Genomic DNA, 16479 nt, shown 5'->3' with positions numbered 1-16479 from the left:
CATCGCGCGGCGCCTCGTATTCTGAATTGGCCTGACCACCTGGCCAATCCAGGACAACCCCTAAGTGCCGCTGCAGACTCTCGAACCCCGACGCCTCTACCGCCAGATCGCCGACCAGCTCAGTGCGCTGATCGCGAAGGGCGAGTTTGCCGCGGGTGCGCGCCTACCAGCCGAGCGCGACCTGGCCAAGCAGCTGGGCGTGAGCCGGCCCTCGGTGCGCGAGGCGCTCATCGCGCTCGAGGTCGAGGGCTGGGTCGAGGTGCGCACGGGCTCCGGCGTGTACGTGCTCGACCGCCCGCGGCCTGCGCCGGCGCCCGCGCCGGAGGCCAGCACCGAATGGGGCCCGCTCGAGCTGATTCGTGCACGCCGCGTGGTCGAGGGCGAGACCGCGGCCATTGCGGCGACCACGGCCAGGCGCAAGGACATCGAGGCGATGACGCGCGCCATCGAGCTCATGCGCGGCCTGGCCGACCGCAACGTGATGCCGCTGGAGGGCGATCGCGCCTTCCACATGGCCATCGTCGAATGCTGCGGCAACGTGGTGTTGTCGGAGACGGTGCAAGGCTTCTGGGATTCGCGCCGCGGGCCGATCTTCACGCGGCTGGGGGGCTACTTCGAGAGCATGAAATCCTGGCGCTCGGCAATCGCCGAGCACGAGGCGATCCGCGACGCCATTGCCGGGCGGGACGCCGAAGGTGCCCGCCGCGCGATGCACGCCCACATGGACAAGTCGCACCAGCGTTTCAGCGCCAGCTGGCGCCGCGCCAACCTCTTCTTTCAACCACCGATGGAGACAAGAAAATGACCCCTGCCAAGCGAGTCGCACTCAAGACGATCGCCGCCTGCCTTCTCGCCGCGGGTGCCCTCGGCGCCGCGCAGGCGCAAACCAAGCTCAAGTGGGCCCACGTCTACGAGACTTCGGAGCCCTTCCACAAGTACTCGGTCTGGGCCGGCGAGGAGATCAAGAAGCGCACCAACGGCAAGTACGAAGTCCAGGTGTTCCCGGCCTCCACCCTGGGCAAGGAGGCCGACATCAACCAGGGCCTGACGCTGGGCACCGTCGACATCATCCTCTCGGGCGCGAGCTTTGCGGGGCGCACGTACCAGCCTTTGGCGGTGTCGTACTTTCCCTTCATCTTCCGCGACGCGGAGCACCAGCTGAAGTACGCCAAGAGCGATGTCTTCAAGGAACTGGCCAAGGGCTACGACGACAAGAGCGGCAACCACATCACGGCGCTGACCTACTACGGCGCGCGCCACGTCACCTCCAGCGCCGCCAGGCCGGTGGCCAAGCCCGAGGACATGAAGGGCCTGAAGATCCGCGTGCCGGATGCGCCGGCGTACCTGGCCTTCCCGAAGGCATTGGGTGCCAACCCGACGCCGATCGCCTTCGCGGAGGTGTACCTCGCGCTGCAGAACGGCACGGTCGATGCGCAGGAGAACCCGCTGCCGACCATCGAGGCCAAGAAGTTCTTCGAGGTGCAGAAGAACATCTCGCTGACGGGGCACATCGTCGATTCGCTGCTGACCATCACCTCCGGGCAGCTGTGGGGCAAGCTCTCCGCCGACGAGAAGAAGATCTTCACCGAGGTGATGCAGGAGGCCGCGGAGAAGACCGGGCGCGAGATCATCGCCTCGGAAGCGCGGCTGGTGGAGGAGTTCAAGAAGAAGGGGAACAACGTGATCACGGTGGACAAGAACGCGTTCCGCGAGGCGGTGTTGAAGAACACCAAGCCGACGGACCATGGCTACCGGCAGCAGGACTACGACCGGATCACCGCGATCAAGTGACTTCACTCCCTCCCCCTCCGGGTGGGGGAGACCAAGCCATGACCGAACAAAAAATCATCGACGACGAAGGCCACTTCCACGCCGAGGACGAGGAGGTGGACCTCTCCGACACCATCGTCGAGGGTTGGGCCGCGCTCGCGATCTTCTGGCTCCTGGGGCTCACCGTCTTCTACCAATTCGTCACCCGCTACGTGATGAACGACTCCGCCGCGTGGACCGAGGAGGTGGCGCGCTACATGCTCATCGGCGTCGTCTTCATCGGCGCCGCCATCGGCGTCTCGAAGAACAACCAGATCCAGGTCGACTTCTTCTACCGCTACCTGCCCGGCGCGATCGGCCTCTGGATATCGCGCGCGGTCGACGTGCTGCGCGTCGCCTTCTTCGCGGCGGCGGTCGTGATGACCGTGCAGATGATGCTGAAGATCGGCAACCAGACGCGCATGACCATTGTCGACCTGCCGATGAACCTCGTGTATGGCCTGTGCCTGCTCGGCTTCGCGGCGATGGCCTGGCGCTCGCTGCAGGTGGCACGGGTGCACTGGCGGCGCGGCTATAGCGTGCTCGAACGCCCCGAGTCCACGCTGGCCGATTCGTGAGCGCGCCTCCGGCCCGCCTATAACCAACCCAAAAATGCTCAAGATCTTCTTCCTGCTCTTCATGGCCGGCGGCGTTCCCGTCGCCATCGCCATGGCCGGCGCCTCGCTGGTCTACATCCTGCTGTCGGAAAGTCTCCCGCCCTTCGTCGTCATCCACCGCATGGTCAGCGGCATCGACAGCTTTCCGCTGCTGGCGGTGCCCTTCTTCATCCTGGCCGGCAACCTGATGAACAACGCCGGCATCACCACCCGCATCTACAACTTCGCGCTGGCACTGGTGGGTTGGCTCAAGGGCGGACTGGGGCATGTGAACGTGCTGGGCTCGGTCATCTTCGCGGGCATGAGCGGCACCGCCATCGCCGACGCCGCGGGCCTCGGCACCATCGAGATCAAGGCGATGAAGGAGCACGGCTACTCGACCGAGTTTGCGGTGGGCGTGACGGCGGCTTCGGCCACGCTGGGGCCGATCATCCCCCCGAGCCTGCCCTTCGTGATCTACGGAATGATGGCCAACGTCTCGGTCGGCGCGCTCTTCCTGGCGGGCATCCTGCCCGGCGCCCTTCTGGCGCTGCTGATGATGTTCACCGTCGGCTGGTACGCGCACCGCAACAGCTGGGGCGGCGACGTCAAGTTCTCCAGCACGCGGCTCTTCAAGGCGCTGTGCGAGTTGGCGGTGGTGATCGGCTGGCCGCTCCTGCTGTGGGTCGCGGTGACGAAGCTGGGCGCGCCGGCGCAGATCACCGTCTTCGTGGGCCTGGCGCTGCTCTTCGTGCTCGACCGGATCTTCGCGTTCGAGGCGCTGCTGCCCATCATGACGCCGGTGCTGCTGATCGGCGGCATGAGCACCGGCCTCTTCACGCCCACGGAGGGCGCGATCGCCGCCTGCGTGTGGGCCATGATCCTCGGCTTCGGGTGGTACCGCACGCTGTCGTGGAAGATGTTCGTCAAGGTCTGCCTCGACACCATCGAGACCACCTCCACGGTGCTCTTCATCGTCGCCGCGGCCTCCATCTTCGGCTGGATGCTGACGGCCACCGGCGTCACCACCGACATCGCCAGCTGGGTTCTGGGCTTCACCAAGGAGGCCTGGGTCTTCCTGCTGCTGGCCAACCTGTTGATGCTGTTCGTCGGCTGCTTCCTGGAGCCGACCGCGGCGATCACGATCCTGGTGCCCATCCTGCTGCCCATTGCGACGCAGCTGGGCGTGGACCCGATCCACTTCGGCCTGGTGATGGTGCTGAACCTGATGATCGGCCTGCTGCACCCGCCGATGGGCATGGTGCTGTTCGTGCTGGCGCGGGTGGCCGGCCTGAGCTTCGAGCGCACCACCATGGCGATCCTGCCCTGGCTGGTGCCGCTGCTGCTGAGCCTGGGCATCATCACCTACATGCCCAAGTTGGTACTGTGGCTGCCGAAAATGTTCTTCTGATCTTCCGACGCAGGACATCCACGATGAATCCCTTTATTCGACTCCACCCGGCTGACGACGTCGTGATCGCCCGGGGCCAGCTGGTCGGCGGCACGCCCATCGAAGGCGTGACTGCCCGCGGCCTGGTCCCGCCCGGCCACAAGGTCGCCGTGCGCGCCATCGCCCAGGGCGAACCGGTGCGCCGCTACAACCAGATCATCGGCTTCGCGAGCCGGCCGATCGCACCCGGCGAGCACGTACACACGCACAACCTCGACATGGGCCCCGACAAGGGCCACTTCGAGCGCGACTACGCCTTCGGCGCCGACGTGAAGCCGCCGCCCGCGCGGCGCGAGGCGAGCTTCATGGGCATCCGGCGCGCCGACGGCCGCGTGGCCACGCGCAACTACATCGGCGTGCTGACGAGCGTGAACTGCTCGGCCACCGCGGCACGCGCGATCGCCGACCACTTCTCGCGCCGGACCAACCCGTCGGCACTCGCGCCGTATCCCAACGTCGACGGCGTCGTCGCGCTCACGCACGGCACCGGCTGCGGCATGGACACCGGCGGCATGGGCATGCAGCTGCTGGAACGCACGCTCACCGGCTATGCGACGCACGCCAACTTCGCCGCCGTGCTGGTGGTGGGCCTGGGCTGCGAGGCGAACCAGATCAATGCCTGGCTGGCCACCGGCAACCTGCGCGAGGGCGACAACCTGCGCGTCTTCAACATCCAGGACACGGGCGGCACGCGCAAGACGGTGGACAAGGGCGTGGCGCTGATCAACGAGATGCTGCCGCGCGCCAACGCGTCGGAGCGCGAGCCCTGCAGCGCCGAGCACATCACCATCGGCCTGCAGTGCGGCGGCTCCGACGGCTATTCCGGCATCAGTGCCAACCCGGCGCTCGGTGCGGCGGTGGACCTGCTGGTGGCGCACGGCGGAACCGCCATCCTCTCGGAGACGCCAGAGATCTACGGCGCCGAGCACCTGCTCACGCGCCGCGCGGTTCAGCGCGAAGTGGGCGAGAAGCTGGTGGAGCGCATCCGCTGGTGGGAGCACTACACCGCCATCAACGAAGGCGAGATGAACAACAACCCCTCGCCCGGCAACAAGGCCGGCGGGCTCACCACCATCCTCGAGAAGAGCCTGGGCGCGGTGGCCAAGGGCGGCACCAGCAACCTCGAGGCGGTGTACGAATACGCGGAGCCGGTGAGCGCGCACGGGTTCGTCTACATGGACACGCCGGGCTACGACCCGGTGAGCGCGACCGGGCAGGTGGCGGGCGGCGCCAACATGATCTGCTTCACCACGGGCCGCGGCTCGGCCTACGGCTGCGCGCCCTCCCCTTCGCTCAAGCTGGCCACCAACTCGGCGCTGTGGCAGCGGCAGGAGGAGGACATGGACATCAACTGCGGCGAGATCGTCGAGGGCAGCGTGTCGATCCAGGAGATGGGCCAGCGCATCTTCGAGCTGGTGCTGGCGACGGCATCCGGCGCGCCGAGCAAGAGCGAGAAGCACGGGTACGGGCAGAACGAGTTCGTGCCGTGGCAGGTCGGGGCGGTGATGTGATGGCCCGGACACTTTCCGCCTCCACCCTCCGCACGCAGGTCGCCGCCATCATCGCCGGCACCGGCAGCACCGCTGCCGAAGCCGAGCAGGTCGCCGCCAACCTCGTGCTCGCCAACCTCAGCGGCCATGACTCGCACGGCGTCGGCATGGTGCCGCGCTACGTCGACGCGGCGGCCGAGGGCGGCCTGAAGCCCAACACTGCCGTCAAGATCAACCTCGACAGCGGGCCCATGCTCGCCCTCGACGGCCAGCGCGGCTACGGGCAGATCGTCGGCGTGCAGGCCATGCAGATGGCCATCGAACGCGCGAAGCAGCACGGCAGCTGCGTGCTCTCACTTGCCAATGCGCACCACCTGGGCCGCATCGGGCACTTCGCGGAAATGGCGACGGGGCAGGGCCTGGTCTCCATGCACTTCGTCAACGTGCTTTCGCGTCCGGTGGTCGCGCCGTGGGGCGGCGGTGACGGGCGCTTCGGCACCAATCCCTGCTGCATCGGGATTCCGCTGAAGGGCGCCGAGACCCGCCCCGCCGCCGGGCCGCCCCAAGGCGGGGCAGCCCCCTCGGGGAGTGGCGACCCACACGCAGTGGGGGAGCCTGGGGGCCAACATTTCATCCTGGACTACGCGACCAGCCGCGTCGCCCAGGGCAAGATGCGCGTCGCCCACAACAAGGGCGAGCGGGTGCCGCCTGGCTACCTCATCGACGAGCACGGCGCCCCCACGGACGACCCGGGCGTCGTCGTGGTGCCGCAGAGCAACGGACTGTTCGGCGCGTTGATGACCTTCGGCGAGCACAAGGGCTACGGCATGGCCGTGGCTTGCGAGTTGCTGGGCGGCGCGCTCACGGGCGGCGGCACCTGGCATCGCCAGCCCGACACCGCTCGCACCGTGCTCAACGGCATGCTCGCCATCGTCATCGACCCGGCGAAACTCGGCACCCAGGCCAGCTTCGAGCAGGAGGCCCGCCTCTTCATCGAATGGCTGCGCCAAAGCCCGCCGGGCCAGGGCTTCGAGGGCGTGCAGATCGCCGGCGAGCCCGAGCGCCAGGCGCGCGCGGCGCGCGAGCGCGAGGGCATCTGGATCGACGACGCAACCTGGGGCGAGATCGTGGCCGCCGGCGCAAAGGTGGGCGTGGCGATCGGCTGACCGGCCGGGAGCCTGCCTACAGCAAGGCCATGAACTCGCTCAGGTTCAGCGGCTTCAGCAGGTGGTGGTCGAAGCCGGCCGACGCGATGCGGTCCCGGTAGCCCTGCTGCCCCCAGCCCGTCAGCGCAATCAGCTTCAGGTTTGCGCCTCGGGGCTCGGCGCGCAGGTGGCGCGCCAGCTCGCAGCCGTCCATGCCCGGCATGCCGATGTCGAGCACGGCGATGTCGATCTCGTGCTCCCGAGCCACTTGCAGCGCTTCTTCGCCGCCGTAGGCCACCAGCGCGTTCGCGCCCATCGTCCCCAGCAGCTCGGCCAGGCTGTCGGCCGCGTCCCGGTTGTCGTCGACGACCAGGATCGTGCCTTCGATAGAGGGCGCCCAGCCGTCCTGCGACACCCGCGTGCGCCGCCGGGACACGGACGTGCTCTTGGCCAGTGGCAGGCGCACCGTGAAGGTCGCGCCGCGGCCCAGCCCCTCGCTCGTGGCCTCGATGCTGCCGCCTTGCAGTTCGACCAGGCTCTTCACCAGCGTCAGGCCGATGCCGAGCCCGCCTTGCGCCTCGCGTGAGGTGCCGCTCACCTGGACGAACATCTCGAAGATCGACTTGAGCATGTCCGGCGCCAGGCCGGTTCCCGTGTCGCTCACCGCAACGACGGCCTGCCGGCTTTCCTGCCGCGCGGTGACCGTCACCCGGCCTCCCGGCGGCGTGTACTTGGCGGCGTTGTTCAGCAGGTTCGAAAAGACCTGGGTGAGGCGCACCGCATCGCCCCGCACCACCAGCGGGTCGGGCCCCAACTCGAGGGTGAGCGAATGGCCGGCGCGATCGAACAGCGGCCGGCTCAGCTCGATCGCGTCCTCGATCACCGCGTCGAGCAGCACGGGGCCCAGGTGCAGCTCGATCTTGCCGCGCGTGATGCGAGAGACCTCCATCAGGTCGTTCACCAGCCGCACCATGTGCTCGACCTGGCGGCTCATCAGCTCGTAATACTTCACGGCCTCGTCCGGCGGAGGCTTCTTGCGCGACAGCAGCGACAGCGCCGTGCCCAGGGGTGCCAGCGGGTTGCGCAGCTCGTGGGCCAGGGTGGCGAGGAATTCGGTCTTGCGCTGGTCGGCATCGCGCAGCCCTTCGAGGAGGCTGCGCAGCTCGTACTGGCGGCGGCGCGAGCGCAGTGCCGTGCGCACGGCGCTCACCAGCGCGGCCACGCGCATCGGCCGCTCGATCACCGTGACGTTGGCGAACTCGTCCATGGCGTTGGCCACTGCGCGGGAGTCTGCCCCCTGCCGCGCCAGGACCAGCACCGGCACGTCGGACCAGGCCGGCTGCGCGCCGAGCGCACCCGTGAGTTCGACCAGGGGCGGGCCCGCGAGCACCTCCTCCGCGAGCATGATGGCGCCGGCACCAAGCGCCAGCTCACGCACCAGCGCGCCCATGTCCTCGCACACGTGGGAGACGAAGTGCGCGCGGTCGAGCACCGCGCTTGCCATTGCGGCGTCCCTCGAGGTCGCCGTCCGCAGCAGGATGCGCTCGTCGCGATCGGAAGGCGCCGCGCTCACGATGGCGTCCGGACGCCGTCGATCGGGATAGGGATACCGGTGAGGATGCCTCTGAAGTTGCGCAGCGGCAGGCCGACATGGATGCCCTGCGCATCCAGCGAGAAGGAGCGGATGCTGCGCTCGTGCGCGCCGCTGCGCTTCTTGAGCACCGAGATGGCCTGCCTCACCTCGCCCTCGTCCTCGAAATAGCGCAGCAGCACCACGGAGTCCGCCAGGTAGCTCGCGTCCACCGGCGTCTGCATCTGCATGCCGATCAAGCCATGCTGCGCGCCGATCAGCATGGTGGCCACGCCATGCTGACCGAGGTAGGTCAGCAGCTCATGCAGCTGGACGATCAGGAAGCGTTCGTCCGGCATGGCATTGAGATAGCCGTTCAGGCTGTCGATCACCACCACCGTCGCATGGTGCTGCTCGACGGCCTCGCGGATCTCATGGACGAACTCGCCGGGCGACAGCTCCGCGGGGTCGACCTGGCGCACGCGGATTTGGCCTGACTCGAGGAAGGGCCCGAGGTCCATGCCCAGGCCCAGGCAGCGCGTGCGCAGGGTGTTGATGCTCTCGTCGAAGATGAAGAGCGCCGCGCATTCGCCCCGCTTTGCCGCTGAAAGCGCGAACTGGACCGCCACGGTCGACTTCCCGGTGCCCGGCGCACCCACGAAGAGCGTGCTGGTGCCCCTCTCGATGCCACCACCGAGCAACTCATCGAGCGCGGGCAGCCCACTGGCCATGCGCGTCTGCTGCACCGGCAGCGCGTGCTCCGAGGCGACCAGCCGCGGAAACACCTGCAGCCCGCCGCGGGTGATCTTGTAGTCGTGATAGCCCGCGCGGAACTCCTTGCCGCGGTACTTGGTGACCACCAGCCGCCGGCGCGATGTGCCGTACTCGGGGTTGAGCTGCTCCAGCCGGATCACCGCGTGCGCGATGCTCTGCACCTGCAGGTCCTGGTCCGTGGCCGTGAGGTCGTCCAGCAGCAGGACCGCGCATTGCCGGCCGGTGAAGAACTGCTTGAGCGCCAGGATCTGCCGGCGGTAGCGCAGCGACCCGCCCGCCAGCAGGCGCAGCTCGGAGAGCGAGTCGAACACCACCCGGCTGGGCTTGATCTTGTCGACGTCGGCCAGGATCCTGATGGTGGTCTCGCCGAGCTCCACCTCCGAGGGGTGAAACATCGTGTATTGGTCGTCTGGCTCCAGTGCGTCCTGCGACGGCAGCATTTCCCGCACCTCGATGCCGGTGAGGTCCCAGCCATGCGAGCTCGCCACGCCCTGCAGCTCTTGCATCGTTTCCGAAAGGGTGATGTACAACACCGCCTCGCCATTGGCGACCCCCTCGCGCAGGAACTGGATCGCCACAGTCGTCTTGCCCGCGCCAGGCGCCCCCTCCAGAAGGTAGAGCCGGTGGGCGGTGAGCCCCCCGCCGAGCACGTCGTCGAGGCCGGGCACGCCCATTTTGAGCAGCCGGTCCTCATGCTCATGGTGGTTGCCGCCGCCGCGTGGCAGGGTGCTTGCGCTCATTTCCAGTTCCAAAAGACGTTATAAAAAATAAATCAAATAGGCGCCGAATTTAAGGCTTGTCGGCCAAACACGTTGTAGGGGGTCATCCCCTTCCTTGTGTCCGCCGGCGCCTGCCCCGCTCGTGTTCTCGTCCTCCCGGAGGATGACGGCCGGGCCGCGCCGGGGCCCAATCGGCTCACGCGGTCGAGGGTTCGGCCGCGAGGGAGCACGACATGAAGTCACCAGTTTCCGTACCCGCGCTCGCGCTGGGCTGCGCGCTGCTCGCAGCCTGCAACTTGCAGCCGGGCATCCTCTACACCACCAACGGCGCCGATTTCGACGTGATGAGCCTCACGGATGCCCAGGGCGATTGCGAGGGCCTCGCCCGCGTCGCCTACCTGACCTGGTGGGGCAGCGAGACCGTGAAGGGCTGCTGGGTGCGGGAGCGCGGCGAGGTCGTCGGGCGCTTTCCGGGGCTGGAGGACCGCCGGCTGCCGGTGGGCGAGTTCCAGCGGACCGAGCTCGCCGAGTACCGGGGAGCCGCGCTCAACTGAGGCAGTGCTCCGGGGCGGGACCCCGTTGCATGCGGCGGCGCTTTGGACTGACACTCGCCTGCATCGGATTGCGTCACGATGCGCAGATGCCTCCAGACGACCGCCAACCCGAACAACGCCCTCCCCCTTCCGCGGGAGAGTCCGCGGGGCCCCGCGCAACCCGACCCATGCCTCTTCGCCGAGCTCTCGCAGTGCGCCTGGGGTCGCGCCCCTTCGCTGCCCTGCGCACGCTGGTCTTGCCGCTCGTCGCCGGGTTGGGCGTCGTGTTGTTGCTGTTGGCGTTTTCGCTCCTGGCCAGCGAAGTGCTCGAGGGCGACACCCACAGCCTCGACATGCAACTGCTCGAGGCCGCCGAGCGCATCAGGTCGGCACACCCGCGCTTCGGCGTGGTCATGCGAGACCTGAGCGGCCTGGGCAGCGCCGTGGTGCTGAGCTTTCTGGTCGTCGCCACCGTGATCTACCTGGCGCTGCTTTCGGCGCGCACCTCCGCGGTCCTGGTGGCCGCTTCTACGGCGGCTGGTGCCGTGCTGATCCACCTGCTGCTCAAGCCCGCTTTCGGGCGCCTGCGGCCCGACCTCGCCTTTGCCGATCATGCGGCGTGGGGCATGAGCTTTCCGAGCGGGCACGCGAGCATGTCGGCGATCGTGTTCCTCACGCTCGGGGCGTTGTTGGCGAACACGCGCAGCCGCCGGGTGGAGCGCGTGTTCATTCTGGCGATGGCCGCCGTGGCGACCTTCCTGGTGGGCGTGAGCCGCGTGGCGCTGGGGGTGCACTGGGCGACGGATGTGCTGGCGGGCTGGGCGCTCGGGGCCGCATGGGCCACCGGTTGGCTGCTGATGGCGCATTGGGTGCTGCGTGCGAAAAGGACGGATTCCCGCGACAGCGGAGACAGAGCGGGCTAAGGCAGGGCAGTTGCAGATCCCGGACAGGCGTGCCGCGTCGAGAATGCGCCCAGGAGGGAAAGCAATGCAAAAAGTTGCAGTCATCGGTTCCGGGCCCGGCGGGTTGGTCGCCGCGCGCTACCTTCAATCCGAAGGCTTCGCGCCCGTCCTGTTCGAGCAGGCGGCGATGCCGGGCGGCCAGTGGAGTGGCGACGCGAGTTGCAGCGGCGTATGGCCGTCCATGCGCACGAACACCAGCCGCGTGCTCACGCAATTCAGCGACCTGCCGCACGCGCCGGGGCTGGCCACCTACCCCTCGAACCGCGAGATCGGCGAATACCTCCAGCGATATGCGGGCAGTTTCGGGCTGCCCGGCCGGACTCGTCTGGGTACGCCCGTGCGCGAGATCCGTGCAGCACCCGGCGGATGGGCGGTTCGGCACGGCGCTCGGGAGGAAGTCTTCGAGAAGGTCGTGGTCGCCAGCGGCCGGTTCCAGCAGGCGTGCGTTCCCCAGGTGGCGGGCCTGGAGTCGTTCGCAGGCGATGCCGGCGTGGCGCATACCAGCGCCTACAAGGACCCGGAGCGATACCGAGGCAAGCGCGTTCTCGTGGCGGGCTGTGCCATCAGCGCCCTCGAAATCGCCGGCGATCTCTGCATGCTCGGCGCGGACCGCGTCGTCGTCTGCAACCGGCGACAGCGCTACGTGCTTCCCAAGCTGATCGCCGGGGTCCCGTCCGACCATCGCGTGTTCACGCGCTACCAGGCCCTGGCAGAAGAGTCGCTGCCACCCGCCGAGTTCGGTGCGATGCTGAAGGAACTGGTGCTCGATGCGGTGGGCAGCCCCGAACAGTACGGCGCACCCAAGCCCGCCGACAGCATCTTCGACGCTGGCCTGACGCTCAGCCAGCACTATCTCCCGCTGGTCGCAGAAGGCCGCATCGAGGTGCGTCCGTGGTTCGACCGTGTCGATGGCACGCAGGTCCGCTTCGTCGACGGGCGAACCGAGGCGTTCGACGGCATTCTCTTCGGCACGGGCTTCGAACTGCGTCTGCCGTTCCTGAGCGAACCGATCCGCCGCACGCTCGACATGGCTGCACAGCGCCTCGACCTGTACAAGCACACCTTCCATCCGGAACTGCCGGGCCTGGCATTCGTGGGCATGTGGGACCAGTCCGGGCCGATGTTCCCACCGCTTGAACTACAGGCGCGATGGCTGGCTTACGTCTGGAGCGGCGCCATCGCATTTCCGACGCCCGAAGCGATGCATCTGGGCCTTGCCGAATGTCGCGCCCTTGGCGACAAGCCGCGGAAAACGAAGATGAACCTGATGGCGTTGCTGTTCGCGCGCGCCGCCGGCGTGGAGCCCGACCTGGAACGCTGGCCTGGGCTGCAGCGTGCCCTGCTCTTCGGCCCGCTCGCGCCGATTTCATTTCGACTGCAAGGCCGGGATGCGCTGCCCGACGCGGCGAGCCGGTTTGCCAGCGAGGCCATGGCGTTCGGGTGCGTGCGGTCCCCCGAGTTCTGCACTGCGGAGTTGCAGAAGCTGGAGCGATTGGGCTCAGGGCCCATGAACTGCCCCATCAGCCCGGGGATGGCCGGCCGGCGTTGACCGCCCATTGCGCGGCGAATGCGCGCTTGTATGCGGGCCGCGCTTCCCCGCGCGCGACATAGGCTGCCAGGCTTGGGAATTCGTCGAGGATGCCCGAAGGCCTCAGCCTGAGCAGCACCGACACCATCATCAGGTCGCCCGCGCTGAAACCGCCGTCGAGCCATTCGGCATCGCCGAGGCGAGCAGCAAGCTGGCCCAGCCGATCGCGGATGCGATCCACCACCAGAGGCAGGCGCTCCTTGCTCCACGACTTGTCGCGCTCCAGGATTCTCGCGGTGACGAGGTCGAGAATCACCGGCTCTACGGTGTTGAGCGCAGCGAACATCCACGTGATTGCACGTGCACGCGCATTCGCATCGTCCGGCAACAGGCCCGCATGCCGCTCGGCGAGATGCAGGACGATCGCGCCCGTCTCGAACAGGGTGAGATCGCCTTCCTCATAAGTGGGAATCTGGCCGAAAGGATGAAGGGCCAGGTGGGCGGGTTCCTTCATTGCACGGAAAGAAACGAGACGAACCTCGTAAGGCTGGGCGACTTCTTCGAGCGCCCACCGAACGCGCGTGTCGCGCGCCAAACCCTTGCCGCCATCGGGCGATCGTTCGAAGGCGGTCATGGTGATGGTCATCGCAAGGCTCTCCTGTTCATCGGTTGCGGACGTACTCTGGCATGCCAGAGACCATGGTAAGTGCTTCGGGCTTGCTGATTGCCGTCTCCTAAAAGGCTTATGGTTCTACGCGGAGTTGCAATGAACTCGACGTCATCACAATCCACATGTGCCTTGCCGGCGCCCTAACCCCTGAAAACGCCTGAGACATGACACCACTCCGAAATGCAGCAAGAATTCTCTCGTTCATTGCTGCTTCCAGCTTCCTCGTCGCCATCGATTCCGCGGCAATCTGGAAAGCCGTCGTCCGACGTTCTCTGCCGTTGACCATAGGTCTGTGCCTACTCGCATTCGGGCAGCTGGGGCATGCGCAGTTGCCCACACTGGGCTTCATGCAGTTGCCACAACCCGGCGGCGGTCTCGTCACTGTCTTTTATCCGTCGTCCGACACTGAGGCGCCTTTCATGCAGGGGCCGTTCAGGCTGTCGTGGGCTGCCAACGGCCACGTGTTGAAGGGCAATGGACACCTCATCGTGATCTCGCACGGCTCGGGTGGCAGCCCTTGGGTGCATGTGGACTTGGCGCGGGTATTGGTGCAGAGGGGATTCACGGTCGCCATGCCTCAGCACGAAGGCGACAACTATCTTGACCCATCGGAGCCAGGGCCTGCGAGCTGGATCAAACGGCCCATCGAAGTCTCTCGGTCAATCGATGCTGTAGCCGGTAGCAAGCCACTGGCAGCGACGCTGCGCCTTGATTCGGTAGGCATGCTTGGAGGGTCTGCTGGTGGACATACGGCTTTGTCCTTAGCGGGCGGGAAATGGTCAAAGGCGCGCTTCAGGAACCATTGCGAAGAGCACATTCGAGACGACTTCTCATCGTGCGTCGGTTTCTTCACGCTACTCAAGGGCAACTGGCTGGACGGCCCAAAGATTTGGCTGGCTAAGTCCGTCATCGCGGCGCGTTTCTCCGACGACACAGTTCAAGGCGGCTTCGACCCGCGAATCAGGTCCGTGCTGGCCATGGTTCCATTCGGCGCGGACTTCGATCCCGAAAGCTTGAAGCAACCTACGACTGCCCTCGGGCTCGTGATTGCGGAAAAAGACATCAACCAGGTGCCTCGCTTCCACGCGGAAGCAATCCTTGCTGCATGTGAACCTCGCTGCGAAGTCGTCATGCGCCTGCCGGAAGGTGGCCATGGTGCGATGCTCTCGCCAATGCCTCCGTTGGAGGCTGGCAGCGTGGCGCAACGCCTCCTGAGTGACCCGCCTGATTTTGACCGGGGACGGGTGGTACCCACACTCAATTCGCGAATTGCCGATTTCTTCCTTCGGACCCTGGGTCGTGAGTCAAGCCATCCAGGAATACCTCGATAGCGACGACGGACTGGACGCTGCGCCTTTCAGACCCAGCTCAAGTTGCTCTTGAACGGCCGCATGACGAAGCTCGTGCGGCAATCCTGCACGCTGGGATGCTTGAGCAGCGTGTCCATGACAAACCGGGTGTAGTGGTCCATGTCGGCCACTACCACCTTCAGCAGGAAGTCCATTTCTCCCGTGAGAGACACGCACTCCACCACTTCGGGCCAGGTCTCCACGGCCACGGCGAACAGGTCCATCGGATTGCGCTTCTCGCGGCCGCTCTGCTTTTCCATGCGCACGTTGATGTAGGCAGTAAGGCCCAGGCCGATGCGCCGCGCGCGCACCAGGGCCACGTAGCCCGCGATCACGCCGGCGTCTTCCAGGCGCTTGACCCGGCGCAAGGTAGCGGATGCAGAAAGGCCCACCTTGCCGCCCAACTCCTCGTAGGACAGGCGACCGCTCCGCTGCAGCGCAGCAACAATGCGCTGATCCATCGCGTCCAGTTCGACTGAGTCTTCCACTCGCCCATTGTTGCATGATTCGTGCGTCGAATCCGATCCTTGCCGCTGATCTGCACGATAACTGCAGGCCGAAGTGCCTACAGTGAACCATTCATGCAGAACCCCACTTCACCGGAGCAAAGAGACATGGCCGACCTGTTTGACAACCCCATGGGACTGTGCGGATTCGAGTTCGTCGAATTCGCGTCGCCCGACGCCAACCTGCTGGAGCCCTTGTTCAAGAAGATGGGCTTCTCCCTCATCGCGAAGCACCGGTCGAAGGATGTGGTGCTCTACCGCCAGGGCGACATCAATTTCGTCGTCAACCGTGAGCCCAAGAGCCTGGCCGGCTACTTCGCAGCGGAGCACGGCCCCGCGGCCTGCGCGCTCGCCTTTCGTGTCAAGGATTCCCACAAGGCCTATGCCCGGGCGCTGGAGCTCGGGGCGCAGCCCGTCGAAGTGCCCACCGGTCCGATGGAACTGCGCCTGCCCGCCATCAAGGGCATCGGCGGCGCCCCGCTTTACCTGATCGACCGCTTCGAGGACGGCAAGTCGATCTACGACATCGATTTCGAGTTCCTGCCGGGTGTCGACCGGCACCCGAAGGGCGTGGGCCTCAAGGTGATGGACCATCTCACGCATAACGTCTACCGCGGCCGCATGGCCCACTGGGCCGCCTTCTACGAGCGGCTGTTCAACTTCCGCGAGATCCGCTACTTCGACATCAAGGGTGAATACACCGGCCTGACCTCCAAGGCCATGACCGCGCCGGACGGCCTGATCCGCATCCCGCTCAATGAGGAGGCCGGCAAGACCTCGGGCCAGATCGAAGAATTCCTGATGAAGTTCAGCGGCGAGGGCATCCAGCACATCGCCCTGTCGACGGACAACCTGATCGAGACGGTGGACCAGTTGCAGATGGCCGGCGTGCCGCTGATGACAGCCCCGAATGACATCTACTACGAGATGCTGGAACAGCGGCTGCCCGGCCACGGTCAACCCGTCCCGCAACTGCAGGCCCGGGGCATTCTTCTCGATGGCGACACCGGCAATGGTCAGCAACGCCTGCTGCTGCAGATCTTCAGCGAGACGCTGCTGGGCCCGGTGTTCTTCGAGTTCATCCAGCGCGCCGGCGACGAGGGCTTCGGCAACGGCAACTTCAAGGCGCTGTTCGAGTCCCTGGAGCGCGACCAGATCCGCCGTGGCGTGCTGCAAGTCGAGAAGGATGCGGCATGACGCGCGCGACCGAAGCTGCCCAGAAGCTCGACGCGCACCAGCTCGATCCTCTTCTGGCGGGCCTGCCGCAATGGAAGCTGAGCCCCGAACGCGGCGGGACCTTGAAGCGCGAGTTCGTGTTTCACGACTTCGCGCAGGCAATCGGCTTCATGACGCAGGCTGCCGTGCATTGATCCCGAGG

At 66.7% G+C, this 16479-nt stretch carries 16 protein-coding genes; 12 read left to right on the top strand and 4 right to left on the bottom strand.

Annotated elements, in window-relative coordinates:
* The first annotated feature begins 64 nt into the window (after positions 1-64).
* From G3W89_RS04165 to G3W89_RS04140, 6 genes are read left to right on the top strand one after another with little or no spacing between them, the layout of a single operon-like run.
* A complete protein-coding gene (locus tag G3W89_RS04165; RefSeq protein ID WP_162572909.1) occupies positions 65-805 on the top strand; it encodes a FadR/GntR family transcriptional regulator in 741 nt (246 codons plus the stop codon).
* Positions 802-1791 (top strand): sialic acid TRAP transporter substrate-binding protein SiaP, encoded by a 990-nt coding sequence (locus G3W89_RS04160; protein WP_162572908.1) that lies wholly within the window; start codon positions 802-804, stop codon positions 1789-1791. Before G3W89_RS04165 ends, G3W89_RS04160 begins: the two co-directional genes overlap by 4 nt.
* 38 nt (positions 1792-1829) lie before the next feature.
* On the top strand, positions 1830-2387 hold the full coding sequence (locus G3W89_RS04155) for a TRAP transporter small permease (protein ID WP_162572907.1): 558 nt from the start codon (positions 1830-1832) through the stop codon (positions 2385-2387).
* A gap of 34 nt (positions 2388-2421) precedes the next feature.
* A complete protein-coding gene (locus G3W89_RS04150) occupies positions 2422-3816 on the top strand; it encodes a TRAP transporter large permease (protein WP_162572906.1) in 1395 nt (464 codons plus the stop codon).
* Between the two features lie 23 nt (positions 3817-3839).
* Positions 3840-5366, top strand: coding sequence for a UxaA family hydrolase (locus G3W89_RS04145; RefSeq protein WP_162572905.1), 1527 nt, complete (start codon positions 3840-3842; stop codon positions 5364-5366).
* A complete protein-coding gene (locus tag G3W89_RS04140) occupies positions 5366-6511 on the top strand; it encodes an Ldh family oxidoreductase (protein ID WP_162572904.1) in 1146 nt (381 codons plus the stop codon). Before G3W89_RS04145 ends, G3W89_RS04140 begins: the two co-directional genes overlap by 1 nt.
* Positions 6512-6527: 16 nt before the next feature.
* On the opposite strand, the gene G3W89_RS04135 is transcribed toward G3W89_RS04140, so the two are convergent.
* Both G3W89_RS04135 and G3W89_RS04130 read right to left on the bottom strand, forming a co-directional pair.
* A complete protein-coding gene (locus G3W89_RS04135; RefSeq protein WP_232076315.1) occupies positions 6528-8063 on the bottom strand; it encodes a hybrid sensor histidine kinase/response regulator in 1536 nt (511 codons plus the stop codon).
* On the bottom strand, positions 8060-9574 hold the full coding sequence (locus tag G3W89_RS04130; protein WP_232076313.1) for an ATPase domain-containing protein: 1515 nt from the start codon (positions 9572-9574) through the stop codon (positions 8060-8062). The genes G3W89_RS04135 and G3W89_RS04130 overlap by 4 nt, the downstream gene beginning before the upstream one ends.
* A 212-nt stretch (positions 9575-9786) precedes the next feature.
* Here G3W89_RS04130 and G3W89_RS04125 point away from each other — a divergent pair, with 212 nt between their 5' ends.
* The 3 genes from G3W89_RS04125 (at position 9787) to G3W89_RS04115 (ending at position 12597) form a co-directional block, all read left to right on the top strand.
* On the top strand, positions 9787-10107 hold the full coding sequence (locus G3W89_RS04125) for a hypothetical protein (RefSeq protein WP_162572903.1): 321 nt from the start codon (positions 9787-9789) through the stop codon (positions 10105-10107).
* A gap of 167 nt (positions 10108-10274) precedes the next feature.
* On the top strand, positions 10275-11009 hold the full coding sequence (locus tag G3W89_RS04120; protein ID WP_162572902.1) for a phosphatase PAP2 family protein: 735 nt from the start codon (positions 10275-10277) through the stop codon (positions 11007-11009).
* A gap of 64 nt (positions 11010-11073) precedes the next feature.
* Positions 11074-12597 carry a flavin-containing monooxygenase gene (locus G3W89_RS04115; protein WP_162572901.1) on the top strand — a complete coding sequence of 508 codons (1524 nt, stop codon included), beginning with the start codon at positions 11074-11076 and terminating at the stop codon, positions 12595-12597.
* On the opposite strand, the gene G3W89_RS04110 is transcribed toward G3W89_RS04115, so the two are convergent.
* The gene (locus G3W89_RS04110; RefSeq protein ID WP_162572900.1) at positions 12569-13222 is read right to left on the bottom strand and encodes a glutathione S-transferase family protein; all 654 of its coding nucleotides are present in this window, start codon (positions 13220-13222) and stop codon (positions 12569-12571) included. The genes G3W89_RS04115 and G3W89_RS04110 overlap by 29 nt on opposite strands.
* Before the next feature lie 188 nt (positions 13223-13410).
* Between G3W89_RS04110 and G3W89_RS04105 the strand changes: the two genes are divergently transcribed.
* Positions 13411-14577 carry an alpha/beta hydrolase family protein gene (locus G3W89_RS04105; RefSeq protein WP_232076311.1) on the top strand — a complete coding sequence of 389 codons (1167 nt, stop codon included), beginning with the start codon at positions 13411-13413 and terminating at the stop codon, positions 14575-14577.
* Between the two features lie 26 nt (positions 14578-14603).
* Here G3W89_RS04105 and G3W89_RS04100 read toward each other — a convergent pair whose 3' ends face one another.
* On the bottom strand, positions 14604-15083 hold the full coding sequence (locus tag G3W89_RS04100) for an Lrp/AsnC family transcriptional regulator (RefSeq protein ID WP_443083148.1): 480 nt from the start codon (positions 15081-15083) through the stop codon (positions 14604-14606).
* A 126-nt stretch (positions 15084-15209) separates the two neighbouring features.
* Here G3W89_RS04100 and hppD point away from each other — a divergent pair, with 126 nt between their 5' ends.
* Positions 15210-16298, top strand: coding sequence for a 4-hydroxyphenylpyruvate dioxygenase (gene hppD, locus G3W89_RS04095; RefSeq protein ID WP_162572899.1), 1089 nt, complete (start codon positions 15210-15212; stop codon positions 16296-16298).
* On the top strand, positions 16295-16471 hold the full coding sequence (locus G3W89_RS04090; RefSeq protein ID WP_162572898.1) for a 4a-hydroxytetrahydrobiopterin dehydratase: 177 nt from the start codon (positions 16295-16297) through the stop codon (positions 16469-16471). The genes hppD and G3W89_RS04090 overlap by 4 nt, the downstream gene beginning before the upstream one ends.
* Positions 16472-16479: the final 8 nt, after the last annotated feature.

It is taken from the genome of Variovorax sp. PBL-H6 (assembly GCF_901827155.1).
In the GTDB taxonomy this organism is placed as follows: Bacteria; Pseudomonadota; Gammaproteobacteria; order Burkholderiales; family Burkholderiaceae_C; genus Variovorax.
This window is presented reverse-complemented; position numbering and strand designations above follow the sequence as displayed.

Coding starts and splice junctions, on each gene's coding strand:
- G3W89_RS04115 (WP_162572901.1), top strand. CDS start 11,074: ATGCAAAAAGTTGCAGTCATCGGTTCCGGGCCCGGCGGGTTGGTCGCC.
- G3W89_RS04125 (WP_162572903.1), top strand. CDS start 9,787: ATGAAGTCACCAGTTTCCGTACCCGCGCTCGCGCTGGGCTGCGCGCTG.
- G3W89_RS04090 (WP_162572898.1), top strand. CDS start 16,295: ATGACGCGCGCGACCGAAGCTGCCCAGAAGCTCGACGCGCACCAGCTC.
- G3W89_RS04145 (WP_162572905.1), top strand. CDS start 3,840: ATGAATCCCTTTATTCGACTCCACCCGGCTGACGACGTCGTGATCGCC.
- G3W89_RS04105 (WP_232076311.1), top strand. CDS start 13,411: ATGACACCACTCCGAAATGCAGCAAGAATTCTCTCGTTCATTGCTGCT.
- G3W89_RS04155 (WP_162572907.1), top strand. CDS start 1,830: ATGACCGAACAAAAAATCATCGACGACGAAGGCCACTTCCACGCCGAG.
- G3W89_RS04160 (WP_162572908.1), top strand. CDS start 802: ATGACCCCTGCCAAGCGAGTCGCACTCAAGACGATCGCCGCCTGCCTT.
- G3W89_RS04140 (WP_162572904.1), top strand. CDS start 5,366: ATGGCCCGGACACTTTCCGCCTCCACCCTCCGCACGCAGGTCGCCGCC.
- G3W89_RS04130 (WP_232076313.1), bottom strand. CDS start 9,574: ATGAGCGCAAGCACCCTGCCACGCGGCGGCGGCAACCACCATGAGCAT.
- G3W89_RS04120 (WP_162572902.1), top strand. CDS start 10,275: ATGCCTCTTCGCCGAGCTCTCGCAGTGCGCCTGGGGTCGCGCCCCTTC.
- hppD (WP_162572899.1), top strand. CDS start 15,210: ATGGCCGACCTGTTTGACAACCCCATGGGACTGTGCGGATTCGAGTTC.
- G3W89_RS04150 (WP_162572906.1), top strand. CDS start 2,422: ATGCTCAAGATCTTCTTCCTGCTCTTCATGGCCGGCGGCGTTCCCGTC.
- G3W89_RS04110 (WP_162572900.1), bottom strand. CDS start 13,222: ATGACCATCACCATGACCGCCTTCGAACGATCGCCCGATGGCGGCAAG.